The 19,892-nt window shown below is 46.1% G+C and carries 9 protein-coding genes; 1 reads left to right on the forward strand and 8 read right to left on the reverse strand.

Annotated features, from left to right (window positions below; genetic code table 11):
- A partial coding sequence (locus NV381_RS35560) for a transposase (protein ID WP_258212789.1) occupies nt 1-115 on the reverse strand: 115 nt, incomplete at its 3' end.
- Between the two features lie 1,118 nt (nt 116-1,233).
- Between NV381_RS35560 and NV381_RS38570 the strand changes: the two genes are divergently transcribed.
- Nucleotides 1,234-1,329 carry an IS3 family transposase gene (locus NV381_RS38570; RefSeq protein WP_419182332.1) on the forward strand — a complete coding sequence of 32 codons (96 nt, stop codon included), beginning with the start codon at nt 1,234-1,236 and terminating at the stop codon, nt 1,327-1,329.
- 69 nt (nt 1,330-1,398) lie between these two features.
- Here the strand turns inward: NV381_RS38570 and NV381_RS35565 are convergent, their stop codons facing one another.
- The 7 genes from NV381_RS35565 to NV381_RS35595 form a co-directional block, all read right to left on the reverse strand.
- The gene (locus tag NV381_RS35565) at nt 1,399-2,649 is read right to left on the reverse strand and encodes a DUF445 domain-containing protein (RefSeq protein WP_258218010.1); all 1,251 of its coding nucleotides are present in this window, start codon (nt 2,647-2,649) and stop codon (nt 1,399-1,401) included.
- A 154-nt stretch (nt 2,650-2,803) separates the two neighbouring features.
- Nucleotides 2,804-3,769 carry a bile acid:sodium symporter family protein gene (locus tag NV381_RS35570; RefSeq protein ID WP_258218011.1) on the reverse strand — a complete coding sequence of 322 codons (966 nt, stop codon included), beginning with the start codon at nt 3,767-3,769 and terminating at the stop codon, nt 2,804-2,806.
- 177 nt (nt 3,770-3,946) lie between these two features.
- Nucleotides 3,947-5,296: a UDPGP type 1 family protein gene (locus tag NV381_RS35575; RefSeq protein ID WP_258218012.1), complete on the reverse strand. Its 1,350-nt coding sequence runs from the start codon at nt 5,294-5,296 to the stop codon at nt 3,947-3,949.
- Between the two features lie 262 nt (nt 5,297-5,558).
- Entirely contained in the window at nt 5,559-6,671 is a 1,113-nt protein-coding gene (locus tag NV381_RS35580) for a response regulator (RefSeq protein ID WP_258218013.1), read from the reverse strand.
- A complete protein-coding gene (locus tag NV381_RS35585; RefSeq protein ID WP_258218014.1) occupies nt 6,664-9,702 on the reverse strand; it encodes an ATP-binding protein in 3,039 nt (1,012 codons plus the stop codon). The genes NV381_RS35580 and NV381_RS35585 overlap by 8 nt, the downstream gene beginning before the upstream one ends.
- A 170-nt stretch (nt 9,703-9,872) precedes the next feature.
- Nucleotides 9,873-10,580, reverse strand: a complete 708-nt coding sequence (locus NV381_RS35590; RefSeq protein WP_258218015.1) for a S1 family peptidase — start codon at nt 10,578-10,580, stop codon at nt 9,873-9,875.
- 31 nt (nt 10,581-10,611) lie between these two features.
- Nucleotides 10,612-19,881: a chitobiase/beta-hexosaminidase C-terminal domain-containing protein gene (locus tag NV381_RS35595; RefSeq protein ID WP_258218016.1), complete on the reverse strand. Its 9,270-nt coding sequence runs from the start codon at nt 19,879-19,881 to the stop codon at nt 10,612-10,614.
- Nucleotides 19,882-19,892 lie beyond the last annotated feature (11 nt).

Genomic DNA, 19,892 nt, shown 5'->3' on the forward strand with positions numbered 1-19,892 from the left:
GTAACGTTCCTGCTGGGATGTTTAACTCTTCTGCAATCTGCGGAACGCTCTTTGTCTGTTCTTGAATGTACTTTACTGTCTTTTCTTTAAACTCATCACTGAACCTCTGTCTCATCTCACCCACACCGGACACCTCTTCCTCTTTGTAATTTAATTATCTGCATTCTCTTATGAGGTGTCCACTTTTTATTCTAGATCTAGTAGTTCCTCTACTTCATGAAATGGGATAGGTTTTCAACCCATAGAGGATCGACGATCCGTTAGTCAGCTGGACTCATGGTAAAGACATAGCATAATAGGATGGATTCCCACCCCCGCAAGAGAGAGACCAAAAATCAGAGTAAGCTTCGTTCTCTCCAAAACATATAAATTCTACAAAAAAAGCCTTACGGCGTCCTTCGTGTACGATCTACATTTGTGCGCTTTGGAGGGATGGGTGTGGGATTACGGCAGCTGTTGAACTCGTGTTCCTTGATTGGTAGGCTTGCAGCGGTCGGAACAGTAGCTTCAAAGGTAAGCTGCTTACTCGAGCAGTCACCGGAGGTGACGACCAGGGCGGCGCTTACGCTTCTACACCCTACATTCGTTCCCTCTTTTGTTCTACTTCGTGCTTTGCGCCCTTCCTTACTCCTCTAAGCCGGTGTTCGAACTGTTATTAATAGCCATGAACTCCTCTGCAATGTTCCAAGTACATACAGTTAGCTTCACTATACTTTTAGCGAAGAGATCCACCCGCACATAGCCTTAAACAACACGCCAGTACTGCATTCACGGAAGTGAAGGGCAATGCGGAAGTAATTGTTCCGTTATCACCTGAAAACTCCAAAAATCAGAGTGATAAGGGAACAACTAGTTCCGTTATCGCTCTGTTTTTGTGCATAAATGCTCCATTCAGCCAACATAACGGAATTACCACTTCCGCTATTGCCCCAGATTGGAGGCGGCTGATGGAATAACGGAACTCTCCGTTCCGTACAAAATCCTCCAGGGCTCACCCCCCACTATTTCTATAAAAATCCCCCTTGATCATGGAGTGCATTAAAGATCTTAAGCTCAAATGCAGCTCTAAACTAAGCAAGTTAGGCAGGTTACTCGCTCATTTCTTCATTCCTTCGAAAAGCTTTCTAATCGAAACACTTTCATTGAGGATATATCTCAAGCTTAAAGGCAGCTTGTCCTGCGGGATAAGTATGGTACGCTCGCTTTTTATGACATACGAGATATAGCCGAAGTATTGAAGATTATATCCGTTTTTATAATGAAGAACGAATCCAGAAGAAACTAAACAAGCTGACTCCGGTTGAGTACCGTCGCCAGCTTTTTGCCTAGGGCTTTTTTCTATGTCTACAAAATTGGGGCTTGTCCATAATTTTTTATTAAACTAACAGGCAAATGGCATTATTGTACAATCGCATGTACCCCAGCCAACACAAGCCCGATCAAAAACCCGCAAATCGCACCGTTCACACGAATCCATTGCAAATCCCCGCCAATTTTATCTTCCATAAGTTCAATAAGCGTAGCATCGTCAAAGCGGTCGATATTTTCCTTGATCAACGCCCCAATCTTATGATGGTTAGCTTCAATTAAACGAGCAATTTGCTCCCTCAGCCCAAGCTCCATCCGATTTAGTAGATCTTCATTTTCTTCAATCTGCTTGATCATACGTGAAAGGAATGGAATCACATGATTCTCGGCAAACTGCTCCTCACGCACCCATTCGAGCGCCTGTGTTTGCAGCCGCTGCAGCAGCACGAGTAGCTTATCGCCAAGCTTCCATTCGGTTGCCAGCTGCTCTTTCCATTTCTCCAGCTCCAACGCAATATTCTCCTGATGCTCAGGCTTATTCAACCAATCTCTCAATGCTTCCATCACAGCTTGGCGATTTGCATTTTCTTTAGACCTCAAGCCCTCTATACCTGTAAGCATAAACTGCTGAATCAAGCTGCCAAGCTTTTCTTCATTAAAAAATCCAACGAACGCATTCAATGCAAACTGCATGAGTCCGTTTGTTTTCAGATGGGCCAAAGCTTGTACAGCCATCACACCCATGCGATCCCGAATTTCATTCTTTCTGACCAGCTTTTCTGCCATATCCAGCACAAAATCGAAAGCTTTCTCATCATAACCTCTTGCATAAGCTTGTCCAAGTGTTTTATCAATCAAGCTGCGCAAATCCAACGTTCCTAAAAGACGAATGATTTCTTTTTCCCCGTAGGCAGCGAGCTTCTCCAATGGAATTTGTTGAATCGCAAACTCGCTTATTTTCGCTATTCCCGCTTTAGCGCCGTCTGTCGCCAATTGCTGCTCAGCCCCACGCAAAAGCCTTATAATAATGGGCACCTGAGCCAGCTTATCCATAATGCTCTTCTTACTCAGGAGATCCTCCTGGATCGTAGTAATAAAAGCTTGCGAAACCTTAGCCCGATTTTTCGGCAAAAGAGCCGTATGTGGTATCGGAATACCAAGTGGATGCCGGAACAGCGCAGTAACAGCAAACCAATCCGCCAACCCTCCTACGAGCCCTGCTTCAAAGCCACTTTGTAAAAAACGCACCCAAGGCCCATCTACAAACAATGTTCCCACAAACCCCGCCGCCATTATTCCGAGCGACACCGTCGCCGTATATTTGGATTTCCCCTTCATCATGGTTGTCCCCTCTGCAAAATACTCTGTAATTTAATCCCTGATCATCTATTCTACTAGAATGACCAAACAGACTTAATAATAGACAGAAAGACCACTGCGGTCAACAAAAAAGTATCCACGGCATTATACTGAGCCCATGAATACTTTCTCTTGTTTAAGCTGCTTTGGTTGCGGTTTGTCCATTCATGCCCAAGCTTTTGCCTAATCTGTAACCGAACAATGCAGCGAGAATTTGCTGGAACAGCATTCCCGCGATAACAGGCAGCGCGACCGGCGCCGGGAAAAAGGCGATAGCCAGTACCGCACCCGCGCTTAAATTCCGCATACCGGAGTTGAACGTTAAAGCAATGGTTAATTCACGATCCCAACCCATCGCTTTCGCTACGAACCATCCAAGCACATAGCCTAATGTAGCGCATACAAATGCAACCAATATAATGACGGCCAGCTGAGAATTCATTTGTTTAAGATAAGGAGCTATTACAGAGCTATTAAGAGATACAACAATAAATAATCCGATTTTGGAAAATGGAGCTAAATTCGGGCCCCACTGTGACTTGATTTTGCCTTTGGTAAGCTGGTTCAGCGCCATGCCTATCAATGATGGAAGAACTACCATCCAGAGCAGTCCTTGCATGATGTCCCAAGTGTTCATTTCTACCTTGGCGCCTACAAACAACGTTAAGCTGTAAGGCACAATAAATGGGGAAAGCATCGTATCGAGCAATATTAATGCTAACGTTAGCGCCAGATTGCCACGGTATATCGTAACCCACACCAAGCTTATGACCCCGGTTGGAATTACGAACAGCAGGATGAATCCCGTCTGAGTCAGATCGTCGCCTGGGAAAAATAATTGACCTGCTCCCCACCCAATCAATGGCATCACTACATGTAAAATAATGAAAATGACAATAAGCGGAAACGGATGCATGATTACTTTGCCCAAATCCTTGAAATTAGATCCAAGACTTCCAGCAAAGGTCATCGCTGCAAAAATCCATGGCGCGAGAAAGCTGTAGGAGGATAACCACGACGCACACAACAAGCCTACAATAACACCTAGCGGAGTCAGCAGCGGCATCACTTTTTCCAAAAATTTATTCAGTCGGTTTAACATAGATGGCGGCCCTCTTTATATTCGTATTAGAGTTAGTTGAAGTTCTCCACCTATTCTAGCATAATTTTTTAAGCTTAAAAGAACCAATATTGCGTTTTCCATTAAAAGCAAACCATATTTGCCATCGATTTTTCTATAAGGCCTGCAAAAAAATTTTATTGCTGAATTCGAATGATGTTAGAAGTTAACCCCCAGCGGATCCAATCCTTCCCCGGCATATGAAACCAATGGAGATACTTCGATCTCCCGAGTAGCTAGCCTTTCTGGAGGAACACCTGCCGCAAGAAGCCAGCTGCGATGCAATTCGAATAGCATCTTCCTTGCCGTAAATGGACTGTCTACACCTTCTTTATTTTTCACTGGGGCAAACTCAGCATCTCGCTTCATTAATAGTACGGTCAGGTTATCAGCCAACGGGAAAAAGTCAAAATGATGCCTTTCAAACTTATAAGCATTCGGTTTGTCCGGAGCCGTTAAAGCACCCTCGCTGTTAACATATGGAATCTTTTTGTGGGCCACATGGTAGGGGATTTCGGTTTGCGCATGCTTCTCAATAAAGTCGGTACGAAACAATTGAATGGACAGATTTGCCAGACGGTATTTCAGCTTTCCCTGATCATCCCGATCATACATAATAGATTCCGGCAATTCATTATATTCTACTACAGCTGGATGACCATTCTTCAAGCAGACTACTCCAACCTTTTCCTCTGGTTCGACCTTCTCAATCACTTTAGTCGCTACAGGATTGTTGAAATGCGAAGCCACTCCAATAAATACCGGATCAGCCACCTTTATCAGCGCATTATCGACATTGTAATAGAACAGCCACTCCACGCCGCGGCGCTTCAAATCATCCAAAGCGCCAGAGCGCTTAAGTGCAGCGAAGCAATCCCCATTGCCGCTAGGTGCCAGGCTAATCTCATCTTCGGCAGCCATCAGTATTTTCCCGCTTTCATCTAAAGCAGGCATAACTCCCTGTTCAAAAAAGAAGCAGTCTTCTTGAGCATAGCCAAAGAAATCATGATTATTAAAGAAGTGGACCGTTTCTCTATGATTATCCGGGCTTGTCATAACATACCATGGAATCGCAGTACCAGCCCGTTTGGATAGGTTGATCAGACGTTCCGCTTGCAGCTGAAACAATGATTTATGCGAAGGCAATCCGATATCATAGGTACCTTTGGGACCTTCATGTCCCAGCCTGCTTCCTTGCCCGCCTGCAACAACCAATGCTCCAACTTTCCCCTTCCGCAGCAGCTCCCAGCCCTTTTGCGTAAATTGCTCCTGCTCTAGGACGTCAAACTCGTCCCAATCCCAAGCATGTATGGAATCCAATGCTTCCATATGATCCGCAGCGGTAGGTCGGTTATTCAGCATATTGTTAATTTTGTTAAAATCCAAGTTAAGAATAGTATCGACCAGTTTTGCCTGTGAAGCTGCAGATAATTGAGGATAAAACTGAAGCAGCTGCTCTTGTCCATGCTGTGCCAGTAAAGCTGTTGCTTGTTCCCATTTGGAATCCACCTTATAGCACACTCCCCTCTATATTCTTTTCATCCATTTTACCACATATTACCACATACGAGGAATTGGAGGTTTAATGAGTGAGGTTGCGCCTTGAAATTTAGTTAGATCTGAGAGACCTTGTGCAAGTAAATAGCAATTATAGAAAAGAGAGAGACAGCGGAAGCAGATGCTTCCGTTCTCTCTCTCTTTTTGCGCATTAGTACAGTTATATGCACAAATAAAGAAATTTCGATTTCCTTTATTCAGCTTGAATTAGAAGTTATTCCAGCGAAATCTCAATCCCAAGCTCATTTCTAAATCTATCCACCATTAGATTGTGCAGATTCCGCGCCGCAGCGCCTTCTCCCGCTTCCTTCAAATCTTTCAGCAGGAGTCTGTAATGAACTTCCGTATAAGGCTCTAGCATAATAAGCTTTCGCAAAATAGATTCTCTTTCCAATCGGCCTGCTAGAGGAAGCAGCTGTTGCAAGGATTGCAGATAGGCAGCACGAATTTCGTATCGTCTAGCTGCTGCCCATGCATAATTCTCTGACTCTAAATAGTCGCCGCGATAAAGCTTAACCAATTCCCCTACCACGGACAGATCCCCATCTTTATAGTGCATTAATGCGCCCAGCTGTGACTTATCACTCACAATTCCCTCTAACCGCATCCAATATCTCTCATCGCCAAACATAACCGCGTCCTGAAACCCTGCGTTTTTTAGCGTATTGCGAAGATGGTATAACGTCGTGTGAAACAAAGCCTGCGCCCGATCGAGCGTGTGCTCGGGCCACATATCCTCCAAAATGCGATTGCGCTGCACAGGGTTGCCATCATAATGCCAAAGATAAGCGAACATTTCCTTCGCTTTCTTCGTCCTCCACGTTACCAAGGAATGATCTGAATCGTACAGTTCCATACTCCCAAGAACATTCAAATGTAGAGAGGTTTCCTCCGTTTCCCCGATAGGCTCCAACTCCTCCTCGGCAGAAGATCGAATAGGCTTGCTCTGCACTTGCTCCCGTTGGCGGAATCGAAACTGATATCGCTCCAGCGTCTTAGCGAGCCGCTCTTTGGAAACAGGCTTCAGCAAATATCCGAAAGCGTTGACCTCAAAGGCTTCCACGGCATATTCCTGATAAGCGGTAACGAATATGATCTGACTGCCCGGACAACTCAGAGACAATCGCTCCGCAGCGATCAACCCGTTCATTCCCGGCATCTCAATATCCAGGAATATCAGGTCCACTTCCGTATCCTCCAAATAAGCGAACGCTTCATCCACTTGAAGAAATTTGCGTTCAACAAATACGCCGCCCACTTCATGCAGCACAATTTCCAGTACATCCAAAGCAATTTCTTCATCATCAATCAATACAGCTTTAAGCATCACGTTCCTCCGGTATGTGAAACTTTACATAAGTCCCTTGGTTGGGCTCACTGCGTATCTCCAATGTTTGGGCGTAAAGCATTTTTAGTCGCCGGTTTACATTCCCGGTACCGACCCCGCTTCCCTCATCTTTATCCAGCTTATTGAGCATGTCTTCATCCATCCCGATTCCGTCATCCTCCACAGTAATTTCCACCCCTTTGTGCACACGGCAAGCACGAATCACCACCGTGCCTCCTGAAGGCTTCGGCCCAATCCCGTGACGCACCGCATTTTCTACGAGAGGCTGAACCATCAGCGGCGGCAGCATACAATGAAAGCCCTCTTCAATCAAATAACGAACCTGAAGCCTGCTGCCAAACCGCAGCTGTTCAATAGCCATATAGGCTTTCACCAGCTCCAGCTCTCTTTCAAACGATACAAGCTGGCTTTGAAAGGTGAAAGTAAACTTGGCTCTCAGATAGGTCGTCAAATGATGAATGGTCTCTCTTAGCTTATCGGTGTTCTTGTAGCTGAGCCCAACAAGGGCATTCAAGCTGTTGTACAGGAAATGAGGGGTGATTTGCGCTTGCAAAAAATCGATCTCCCTACGGACCGCATACTCTGAAGATCGTTTCATGGAAAGCAGTGATTGTACCCTGGCCTTAAGTTCGGTCAACTCAAACGGCTTTTGCAAAATATCGTTAGTTCCTGCTGCGAACGCAGCAATCATATCACCGGTTTGACCGGATGCTGTCAGCATCAATACCGGCAGCTCGGCCAAACCATGCAATTTGCGAATTTCTTTACAGACATCTACCCCTGAAACACCGGGCATCATCAAATCAAGCAGAACCAAATCCGGCTTTGGTGAGCGTTGCAGCAGCTCAATAGCTTCCTTGCCGCTATATACGGCCGTGTAGTCATAATTCAAGGATGAGATTGCGTCAATTAATATTTTTACATTGGAAGGCTCATCATCCACCAAGAGGATAGAAAATTCCGCCGGCTCTTCGGACCGGAATTGGTTTGCGAAAGCATAACTCTCGACAAAATCCGTATCATAGGTCGTCTTGTCTACTGACACTTCACCAGGGGCTATCGGCAGCGTGAAGGTAAAGCGTGTTCCTCTGCCAACCTCTGATTCCACCTCCAGCTTGCCATTCTGCAGCTCCACAAGCTGCTTGGTTATGCTGAGTCCAAGACCAATCCCACTCGGCGACTGTACGCCCATTTCGTTATACTGCTGGAAGGGCTGAAAGATACGCTTGATCTGCCCTGCTGGAATTCCCCTGCCCGTATCGGTAATAGAAACAGCGAGTTCCTTCCCTCTTATTTCAGCGCTTATGCGAATCGAGCCATGCTCGGTAAATTTCATCCCATTTTCCAATAAGTTATATAAAATTTGCTTCAACCGGTTTTCATCCGCGTAAATTAGAGGCAGCCCAGCATCAAGTTCATTAATGAGGATAACCTGCTTATTAATAGGCGTGATGGAAAGCGTCTCGAGCACAAAGCTAACGCTCATTCGTAAATCCACAGCGGTTGTATGAATAAGCATATGCCCATGCTTAATTCGTGACATATCGAGAATATCGTGAATAAGTCCAGCCAGCCGTCGGCCAACTAGGTTCATAAGCCTGATATTTTCCTTGTGCTGGGGACTAAGCTCGGTTTTGCGATCATCCAGCAGCGACTGTGATAAATTAATAAGACCATGCAACGGTGTGCGAAGCTCATGCGAGGTTTTGGCCAGAAATTCATCCTTCTGCCGATCGTAAGCAAGCAGCTGCTTGGATAGTCGTTCATTCTTATTAAAAGCCTGCTGAATACGGTTAGACATTAGAAAAGCTTGGGAAAACACGAGAAGCAATGGTGAAACGATCATATAATACGGATTGTCGAGTGCCAGCTCATAACGAAGCTGGGCAATAATCGAGTTGACGATTAGGAAGAACACCCCTACCGCAAGAAAGCCGGTCCCCGAGACTCCTTTATAGCTATTGCGGATCAGCATATAAAAAATAAATATAAATGTGGTTCCTTGTAACAGGAAATTCAGTGTCATGGTATTCACCAAATATTCATTGGGAATGAACACAATGACTACGAGATAAACATAAATGAACCGAAGTATCCAGCGAAACAACAAATTGTTTTGCTCACCTAAGTAGGTAAAAATGTACAGTGCAAAAAATAAAAAGGAAAAATAGGTGCAAATAAAAATGATTTTTTGAATCACTACGAAGGTGATCGAGGGAATTAACCTCGATAACAATATTTCGTTGTCGATGGTAAAAAAAACGCCGGTTGCCAGGCAAAATAAACTGAAATACATAAGATGCCGTTCTTTGCGCCATTGGCGGAACATGCCGCCATAGTATAAGCCGAACAACAGCATTGTCGATATCTGAACCATATCTGCCAGCTGGGAATTATCTATTCGATCCGTAACCGCCCGATAGGAGCCGAACTCAGGAGCTTGCACCAGCCCGCCAACAAGATATTTGAAGCTAGCAACCTGGATGATAATTTCAATGAAGCCTGCTTCAGCCTTCTCTGTACCAAAAAAGGGCAGATTGCTGGCTACAAAATCATTTCCGTTTAGCGATGGATTCCCATTGCCTTTAAGATCAGTGCCGTTCATATAAATGTGGCTGGACATCCGAACTTTTTTGGCTCGCAAGCTATATATATCCGTCTTGTCTACTTGAACGAGCAATCGGTATGTCCCAACACCGTAGCCATCTCTTCCGTCAGTTTCAAGTACCCCCTTCCAGCCAGCGGGTACCTTCAGAGTCTGTCGTTGTGCTACAAGCTCGGGGTGATTCTTAAAATCAGTGGGAGTCAGCAGCTTCCCTGCATAAAACTCCCACTCACCTTTTAGTGGAATGACTGAATCATTAGAAAAATTCCACTCCCTTGCATCCAATATTCCATTATGGGCTACCGGATAGGTTACTGATGGATTAAGCCAATGATATATAATAATGGCCACCATTATTGAAAACACGCCAATCATACAAAACATCGTTGCAACAGGTTTTCTCATCTTCTCTGCCTCAATTGAAAGGTTTCTATTTGCTTCCTTTATCATAGCAGATCTTGACTGGGCGCTCATTCACTTTTTTTATGCATTAGTACAACACCCCCGCTGAACTTTGCAGCATTAAAATGTTCTCATCCAAATAATTAATAATTTAGAAAGCATCCGCATTAAACTCACTTTACTGGAATTGTTTGCAGTGCACTTCGAATATCTCCGGTATCAATCACGAGATGTATGTTATTCATAGTCCTCATGGAACCCGATATAATCCCGACCAATTGACCAGATGGATCTATAACTGGCCCCCCCGACATCCCGCTAACAATCTGGGCCGATGTCAGAATTCGATTCCTGCCGTTGATCTCCGCCTTGGGGGTATTAATAATTCCCTCGGTAATAATTGGAGTGTTTTTTAAAGGATAGCCTACGGCAAATATTTTCTCCCCGTGTTTCACAGCCGCTTCTCTCATTGGAAGAAAATGGTATGACTCTCCACTCGCCATTACAGCTTGTGGATCAGGAAGCTTTAGAATTGCTATATCCGTCAGCTCGTCAAAAATAAGCACCTCTATGGAACCAACTGCCCGTCCATCATTAAACGTCGCCTCAATCCGCTCTGCCTCTTTTATCACATGATAAGCAGAAGCTGCTGTCCCGCTAGGGGACAGCAGCACGCCTGTGCCGGTGGCTATTAGAGTACCATCGCTTTTCATGGACCGGATGTAGAATACAGCGTCATCAGAGAGCTCATAGATCTCCTCCGCATTATGCAAAACCGGTGCATCCGCTTTGGCATTGAGACTGACATTCACAAAAAAGAGTATGCCGGTCAATAACGAAATCAGTACAATTGCACTTAAATTAATTAGTTTTCTCTTCAAGCACCAAACCGCCTTTCCACATCTTCGAATCTTACTTCACAACTGGCATGATATCATCGAATGCCCAATGATCAGGAGTTAGATCGCTGAATTTAGACGGTAGAGTTTGTTTTTGCGCACCCGTGATTCTGTTGATGACCACGATTGCTTGAGCTCTTGAAATTTGACTATCCGGCTCAAAGGTACCGTCAGGGAAGCCCTGTACATATCCAGCTTTCGTAAAGGCATTCACATACTTCTCGGACCAGTGGCCTCTAACATCAGACAGACTTGTTTCCCCATTGCTTGTAATGTCCAGCTTAAGCACTCTGGACATCAGTACAACAAACTCAGCTCTCGACAAGCCTTTCTCCCCGCCGAAGGTTCCATCCGGATATCCGTCTACGATGCCGGCTGATGTAAAGAATGCTACTAAATCTTCAATTCCCGATTTCACATCTTTAAATCGATTTTGTACGCTCACTTCCTCCATGTTTAGCAAAGGAGCAAGAACGTGGATAAGATCGTATCGGGTCAGCGCTGCATCCGGCTTAAATTGGCCGTCTTCATAGCCGGAAATATATTTAATTTGACCGGCATCGCTTTTCAGATCGTATTTGGCATTTTCTGCCTGATAATTCATCGTTATTACCCGATCATCCTTATCGGTAATTAGCTTGATCGTCATATTGCCTGTAATAATGATTTCTCCAATGTACTGAGCGCTGCTCGTAGTAGGAGTGCTTCCATCGGTTGTATAATAAATAATTTGACCTTCCGGTGCTGTCAGCTTTAATTTACTGTTCATTGCTACGGTTGCGGAGGTGCTGCTGTCAGTGTTACCCTTCACAGTGGTCTGGCCGACTTGAGCAGTTACTGTCGGTTGTGGGGCTGCTGGCGTGATAAGGCCCCCGCCTCCGCCTCCTCCACCACCGCTGCCGTTGCTTTCTCTTCTTACCCAGATGCCGGACAATATCTCGCTATTTTCCTTCTCATCAATAACGGTAACAGCTTTGAAATTGGTCGTAATCCTTATTATGATTGGACCTGTATACAACGTTGAATAAGCATCCGGCTGACTGCCATCCAAAGTATAATATATTTTTCCGCCAGGCTCATCTGTACTTAAAGTAACCGTAACCTGATCCGTGAAGTTAAGCTCACTAGGTGAGAACTTAGGCTTTAATGCCGCAACATTGTATTTCATAGATGGGGCATTAACGGTAATAGTTCTGCTCTCACCATTGGAAGAGACGGTCAGAATTGCGCTACCCGCTGTCTTCAATGAGCCTTTCACGTTTCCAGCTTCATCGCTGATCGATGCTTCATTAGGATTAGCCGACCAAACTACAGCTCCATCTTTCGTTAAATCAAAACCAGTACGAATGAGATTAATCAAATCCGTTTTGCTTAAAACAACTGCCGCTGCACTTAGCTTGGAAGCTGCGGTTCCATTGAATGCAGATAGCTGAGGATAGAAGCCTTGATCCGCTTTCCATAGGGAAGGCTCGAAGCCTGCCGGCAGAGTACCCTTCGTCAGCTCAGTGGCGAGCATACCTGACGCTTCTTTATCATCGCCGGCAACCCGATTGCCGGATGTGTTGTAATAAGCGGAATTGCTCTTTAACATTTGTTTGTTAAACGCTGTATGGGAAACAACTGCCGCATCTTCCTTGTGACCTGCAATTCCACCGAAATAAACTTTACCTTGAATAATTTTCCCCTCAATTCCGGCAATAACTTCTCCGTAATTCAAAGAATAATTGATGGTTCCGCTGACTGCATAACCTGCAATACCTCCAGCTTTGGCCTGAACCGTACCTTCCGCCTTAACGCGGCCGGATGCGTAGGTATTGCTGACAGTCCCTTCATTTGTACCTGTAATACCGCCCGCTTGTGCAAGGCTTGAAGCCGCATCGATATCGGAATAAGAGAAGGACTGGGCAATAGAGCCGCTGCCCTTGTTCTCACCTGCTATTCCTCCTGCAGCAACGGTAAGACCCGGTGTTGTTGCACGAACAGTTCCTCTGGAGTAAGCCTTGCTCAGTTGCCCTTCGTTAGAGCCGGAAATCCCGCCCACAATGCTGCCTGAACCAGTGATTGCTCCTTTAACCGCAGCTCCTGAAATAGAACCGCTATTGGCACCAGTTATGCCGCCTACATAATTAACACCGTCTATGCCTGACACTTCCACAGTTACATTAGAAACAGTTCCTTTGTTATCTCCGACTGCTCCCCCGACATAGTCGTTCCCCTTAACTTTTCCACGGATAACGATGTCGCTTATAGTCGCTCCGGCATGGTTGATCCCTGCTGCGACGCCCGTTTTGGAGCCTGCTGTAATATCAGCCTCATCGAATACCAAATTCGAAATTTTTCCGTAGTTTTCAGACACGAATCCATTCAAATCCGAGCCTGAGGCCACAAGCTTGAGGCCCTTTACTTTCTTGCCCTTACCATCGAATTCCCCTTGGAAGCTTGCAAACGAAGTCCACGAGATGCCAGTCAGGTCTAAATCCGCGCCAAGCGTAAACTTGTCCATGGCCGGCTTTTGCGTCGCAGTTCTGTTAAACAAGCGATAATAATCAAGACCTGTATTATTATAAAGCGTAATTGCGCCAGTCAGCTGCTTGGCATTATTAATGACTATATCTGAAGCACCATTGCCGCTTAAAAAGGATGGATCGGTCTCAAAATTCCAATTCCCGAAAGCGTAGGAATTTGTACTATCCGCTTGGACAACTCCTGGCGTGCTGCCCAGATTGTATCCAACCGCATTCAAAGCTCCTACATAGGAGGACTGAACGATCTTGCCGTCCCTGAAGTTATAACCGACCAACGAGCCTTTATAAGCATTAGCACCGCTAACACTCATGGATAGCTCAGCAACCTTGGCAAACACACCATCTAAAGTTCCGTCGTTATATCCGACAAATCCGCCGCCATAAGAACGTGTTGCATGATTAATTCCAATGGTCGCAACTTTATCCTGGATTGCATAAGTATTTTTGACGATTCCGCGTCTTTCCACCGCTCCCGCGAAGCCGCCGCTGCTTGTATCAAAGCCTGTATTGGTTATGCTGCCTGTAGCGTATGCATCTGTAATGCTGTAATGATCTATAGACCCGGCAAAACCTCCTGCATAAGAGCCGGTTATTCCTTTGACATCAACGATCCCCTTGGCATAGACCTGTTGGATAAGTCCGCTGCCTGAGCTAAGATCACCGAGCAGTCCGGCAAAACCGCCGGCATAAATCGTATTTTCCTGATTCGTGCACACGACAATTACCGGGATGTTGGCAAAGGAGTGAGTAATATTCGTATTATCTCCATTGCCTGCAAACCCTCCGACACGAGTAGCCGGCATGACGCCTGGCTTCGTAATGGCGCTGCCTACAGTGATCTTTTGCCCGCCTGATGCGTTCATATTCGAATAGTGAATCGCACCGCCTGCTGTCCAGCCTACAACGCCGCCCACATCATAAATCGTGCTTGCATCCGCGTTGATATTACTGCTCGCCGAAGAGCTGACGATGATTCCATCGCTATAGCCCGCTACGCCGCCGACAGAAGCAATTTTCGCCCCATTGACCGCAAGATCGGAAGTTGATCTTGAATTATAGATTGAGGCCGCCATGTTTTTGCCGACAACACCACCTACGTAAAGATCAGGTCCGTTATCTGCACCTTTAACTTCCATTGCCTTAGAGTGAACGACTGCATCATAGATACCTCTGTAAAAAGGAATCAGCTTACCGAAATCAAGACCGGCATCTACGTTGCTTGACTGCATAATACCAGCAACGCCGCCAACGGCGCTTTCGCCTGCCCTCGAAACCGAAGTAATGTCCGACAGCACATCTACTTGATAAAGAATCGAATCCATACCATAGCCGATAATACCGCCAGCCGTGACTCTGTCGCCTTTCCCTCTAATAAATGCTGAGAAAACTGCCTGATGGACCGCTGTCTGAGACAGCTTGCCTGCAATACCGCCAATGACCGAATTGGTGCTGCCATCAAGTGAAGATAGAACAACCTTATCCGTTTTTACATTTTCCATATCAAAAGCATTCGTACCCTTGCCTGTTTTAACCCCTACAACGCCTCCAACGATGCCATTCCCGGTCATATGCTGACCCGCTTGACTGGCTGTTATGTTGACATTGCTGATCAGATTCCCCGCATCGGACAGACCGGTCGCACCGCCCAAAGTTGATCCCAAGCCAAGCGCTTGCAATGTTCCATCTGTAAAGGTAACGATCAAATCATCAGCTTTACCTGACACATGATTACCAATTAAGCCACCGACTGTACTGTTGGCTCCTGTAGATGAAATCGGATACGCAGCTGTTATTGCAGTACGGAATCCTTTAAAATCTCCGGTTTGCTTTCCGATGATTCCGCCGATAGTAGCGTTGGCAGCTGAGCTGCCGATGCTGCCGCTCGGCGTTTTCAGATCAATAACCTGAGGATTCAAAGCAAACGTGTTATCGCCAATGATGCCGCCCGCAACAGCATTATTGCCTACTGCCTCAATTCGGCTGTTGCCATCTAGTGTCATAGACAGCTTTTCCAGAGCACCTGCGTTTTTACCGATAATTCCACCAACGATATTTCCGCTAATAGTCCCGGCATTTAACAGCTTGACCTCAATTTGAGAGACAGTCCCTTTATTGAGTCCCGCCAGGACACCGGTGTATTGATTACCCGCTACGGATAAAGGCTCCAAACGCATATGCTGAACCTTTGCCCCTTGCCCAATAACTCCGAACAAGCCTGAATACGATTGATCCGGCAGCAGCTTGAGCCCATCAATCAAATAATTATTGCCTTCAAATGTTCCTAAGAAAGCATTCGCTTCATTATTACCGATAGGCACCCACTGATTGGATTGAATGTGGATAGGATTCAACACTCGAATCGTTCTGCCTTCGAATGCAAATTTCTCAACACCTGTGACCGCTCCGTTAACAATCGCAGCAAGTCCTGCAAGCTCTGCTTCTGTTTTAATATCAAAATTAATAGCGCCTTTATCCCGCATGTACCAGTTGATGTTGGCATTCACATCGTTGCCGCTGCCACCGTCTCCGCCTGTGTTGGCACTGCGGTGCAGCTCCGGATATTTATAGTCGGCATTCAGCGAACCGTACTTCCAGGCTTGAGTAAAATCCCATCCTGACAAGCCCGGGAATATGTCTCTTTCTTTAAGCGTGGACGATAAAATCGTACTCAATCGCACGTGCACAAGCAGCCAGCGATGGTCTCCTTCTGCGAAATCCGGCAAATCATTATTGATTTGCTCGTTTTCATCTTTTACATAGTAGTTCTTGTAAAGCAATTCCTTGCTCGGATTATCATAACGTCCGGCAAAGCCACCGGCATATGCACCATTCCCCGCCGTAACCTGACCGGCTGAATAACTGGTAGTCACTTTACCATTGGCAATTCTGCCGAGAAGTCCTCCGGCATAAGAGCCATTTGCACTTGCGATAACTTCTTTGGCTGCATAAGAATCGGTGATGGAGCCTTCTACATGATCACCAATCAAACCGCCTACATTCGTATATACACCAGCGGCTGTTACTTTGGAAGCTGAATAAGACTTCTCAATAGTTCCACTGTTTCTTCCAATCAAACCGCCGAGGAACACGGAGTTTCCGTCTGTACCATAAGCGCGGCTTGCAATATCGATATCCACATAGGATGTAATGACCTGGCCTTTATTGTAGCCTACAAGCCCGCCTGCTAATGTGTTCTCCCCTTCAATCGTAAGGTTTGCGTTGCTGTAAGTGTAATAAAGTGTACCTGTTTCCGTGTTCAGACCGACCAGACCGCCGAGTGTGCTGTCATTTCCTTTGGAGGAGACCGGAATCTTATCGGTGATGCTGTTGTTGGCAATCAAGCTTCTGTTCTCGCCAACCATTCCCCCTGTTACTGTTGAAGGTGAGAATGCTTGAATCGATCCTACATAACGGCTGTTCTGAATCGTACTGACCGCTATGCCCGGAGCTGTGCTCGGATCGCCGCTCTGCTTATCGTTGACACCGATAATGCCGCCGATGGTTGAGGCTGCTGCCGATGCATTCACTTTAAGATTAAGCTGAGCTATATAATTGTTCACAAGAATGGCTGTTGCTGTGCTTTGATTGTAACCGGCCATACCACCTACAATAGCTTGTTCGCCATTGATGATCAGATTGACATTAATAGCGACGATTCTTTCCATTCTCGATTTGAGATTATATCCGCTTATTCCGCCCACATAAGCATTAGGAGCATCGGTCGAGGTGGAAACCATCAGATTCTCCACATTCGTCATTGTTGCGTCGCCAACAATTTTACCTTGCTCGATTTGACCGGCAATTCCTCCAGCTATCACATGCTCCGCTTTTACAACCAGCATCGCATAATCCGGAGCTTCAGCGCGTAAGACAGGATTTGTAATCTCTGTGCTCTTAGCCATACCGACAATACCGCCGATAAATGCACTAGCTCCTGTTGCAGTGATAAGTGGCTCTTCTTCGGCATATACCGATGAATTAACGATCAATGCTGGAGCTACCGTACTATCTGCAGCTTCAGATCGACCAGCAATCCCTCCTGCCTCGGCGCCTGTACCTTTGGATGCTATAATAATGTTTCTAGCTTCATTGCTCGTAATGGAACCCGTATTTCTTCCCGCGATACCTCCGATTTGGTTCGAAGCACCTTCCGTGGTGATGCTCACATTATGTGCGAAGCCTCTTGGCGTATCTCCAAGATTTTCACCGAACAAGCCTCCGATTCGGGCATTATTCCCTTGGGCCGTTATAGTAATTCCCTTCGCTTTAAGCGGATGCGCGGCATTAGTGCTAACATCGCTTGGTATGCTGCCTTTAGTTACTTCTTGAATTCCTGAAATACCACCGACCTTAGCTTGAACAGCCGCTATGTTGATGGTCAGGTTTTCCGACTGTACATAAACCTTTGGCGAATGATTGATCCCGATAGCTCCACCGATCTGACTATTCGCAGACTTAATATCGATTGCCAGCTTGCTCACTTTTATAGGGGTTCCTGGTTCACCTATAATCGCATCTGCTGAAAGGAAGCCCGCTACACCGCCCAACGTATATCCGTTTCTTCCTAATTCATTGATAAGGCCAATGTTAGTTACCGCACTGCCTGTAACGTTCAAAGCATTGTCGTTATGTCCTGCAATGCCCCCGGCTGTAACGGTGTCGGCTGTCGACTCCAGCTTTACACTATAACCATCCGCATAGCTCTCGACCCCAACAGCTGCGTTGGATATTGTCCCTTGTGCCTTACCTGCTACTCCACCTGTGAATCCACCGCTCAGCTTATTGGTTAAAGCTATGAACTTAACCGTTGAACCACTAATAGTTCCTTTTGAATATCCGGCAACTCCGCCAATCGTTCCTTCCGCTGTAATTGCAGCGAATGGGATTTCCGTAGTTCCGGTATTTCCAACTGTAGCTTGCGAAAGCGTACCGCCATCCATATAGCCGGCAATCCCTCCGGTATAGGTTTCAGCTCCGCCTACAGCGGAAATCACACCTTGAAACTTGGTTTTATCTATGCTGCCCGCGCCGCTTCGGTTGACATAATAACCGACGATTCCCCCGGTGCTAATCGTGTTGCTTGGGTCTGAGGCTGCACCCGTTACTGCGATCTCACTCGCAAACTCGGCACCTGATATTACTTTATCGACGCCTTCATCAGGAACTAATCCGATAAAACCGCCTGTATATAGCTTCGATTGTCCATTGACCGCAATTTTTGCAATGCTGTATACATTATTGCTGACAGCCCCAGATGCTCTGGCATAGGCTCGATTGGATACAATGCCTCCCGTATATAGGCCGGTGCCTCCATTTACGGTGATTTCTGCGCTATTTTCATACGCCCGGTTTGTTGAGCTTTCAAATAGTACACGTTTGTTTGCAAAACCGATGATTCCGCCTGTGAAAGCTTCATCCGGTTTTTGTGATACTGTTCTGCCGGAAACTGAAATAACTCCAGTATTTTTGGCTGCGCTGTTAAAATAGATGTCGCCGGAAACCTTGCCGATTAATCCGCCGCTATATAATTGCTGTGTTCCTGCCGCTGTAATACTTACGTTGTTAGTAAAGCTTTTATCCCACTTGAAGGTGCTGCCAACAAATCCCGCAATCCCCCCGGTATGTACATTCGTCCCGCCCTTGTTAGTGATGGCCGCTGAATTCGTAAACACTATGGAGAATGTAGGCTGAGTCTGCTCAGCTGTAATAGCGCCTGCCAATCCGCCGGCATAAGTGCCACTAGCCTGCGGAGAATCTATACTTACTGCACCGGTGTTGGTTGTGTTGTTGGAGAAAGTAATGTCTGCTCCTGCCCTCCCCACTATTCCACCGGCGTAACCGCCGCTTCCGCCTGTTACCTTAATCGAAGCCGAATTGCTTATCGGTGTTGCATCTTCATCCATCTTAATGAACCCGTAAGCGAAGCCCGCGATACCTCCGGCATGCAGCTTACCGCTACCAGTTGCATCTATGGGACCATTATTCATGACCTTCTTGATTTTAAGCCCATCATCATCCCCGTAACCGACAATTCCCCCCGCATGGGTATCCATACCTGAGGCCGTAACCGGTTTATTATTGTTGGAGTTGGAAATGCTTCCTTCACCCGACCCGACAATACCACCGGCAAAAACGTTAGTAATAGTTGTGCTGACCTTTACATTCAATTGATTAGTAATATTATAGACTGTACTGTTGTTAATCATTTTACCGACAGCAGAGCCAACATAAACGCCATTGTCCCCGTAGACATTGTTGTACACGCTGTTGCTAACGGTAACAACATCAATACTTCCGGTAGCTGTAAACTCAAAGCCGCCTACGGTGGCACCATCCATATATCCTACAAGTCCCGCATAATTCAAATCCCCCGACACTTTCATTCCGGAAATTTTATAGGTTTGTCCACCCTTGGCAATTAACGTTCCTTTAAAAGGAGCGGCCTTCGATCCAATAGGCACCCACTGGTAAGCCGCCAAATCCAGGTCACGGTCAATTTCCAGCACCTTGCCGCTGAAACCATATATCGGCGCCCCATCTGCAGTACGACCGTCATTGACCAGCTTGGCAACCCCAGCCAGCTTTGCTGATGTATCGATTTTGAATGTATTATACACGGGATCATACCATAATGTATCCGCATGATCGGTCCATTTATCGCTGCTGGCATTCGCCATGAATACTAGTGAAAATGTAAGTACTGCAATTAATAATGCAATAAATGCAGAACCGAAGATTGCTTTTTGCTTTGGAGCCATCTTTGCACCGC

This window comes from Paenibacillus radicis (ex Xue et al. 2023), from assembly GCF_024722015.1.
Classification (GTDB): domain Bacteria; phylum Bacillota; class Bacilli; order Paenibacillales; family NBRC-103111; genus Paenibacillus_S.

Excerpts from the sequence above, each read along its gene's own strand:
- NV381_RS35580 (WP_258218013.1), bottom strand. The coding sequence starts at position 6,671 with ATGCTTAAAGCTGTATTGATTGATGATGAAGAAATTGCTTTGGATGTA.
- NV381_RS35570 (WP_258218011.1), bottom strand. The coding sequence starts at position 3,769 with ATGTTAAACCGACTGAATAAATTTTTGGAAAAAGTGATGCCGCTGCTG.
- NV381_RS35585 (WP_258218014.1), bottom strand. The coding sequence starts at position 9,702 with ATGAGAAAACCTGTTGCAACGATGTTTTGTATGATTGGCGTGTTTTCA.
- NV381_RS35565 (WP_258218010.1), bottom strand. The coding sequence starts at position 2,649 with ATGATGAAGGGGAAATCCAAATATACGGCGACGGTGTCGCTCGGAATA.
- NV381_RS35595 (WP_258218016.1), bottom strand. The coding sequence starts at position 19,881 with ATGGCTCCAAAGCAAAAAGCAATCTTCGGTTCTGCATTTATTGCATTA.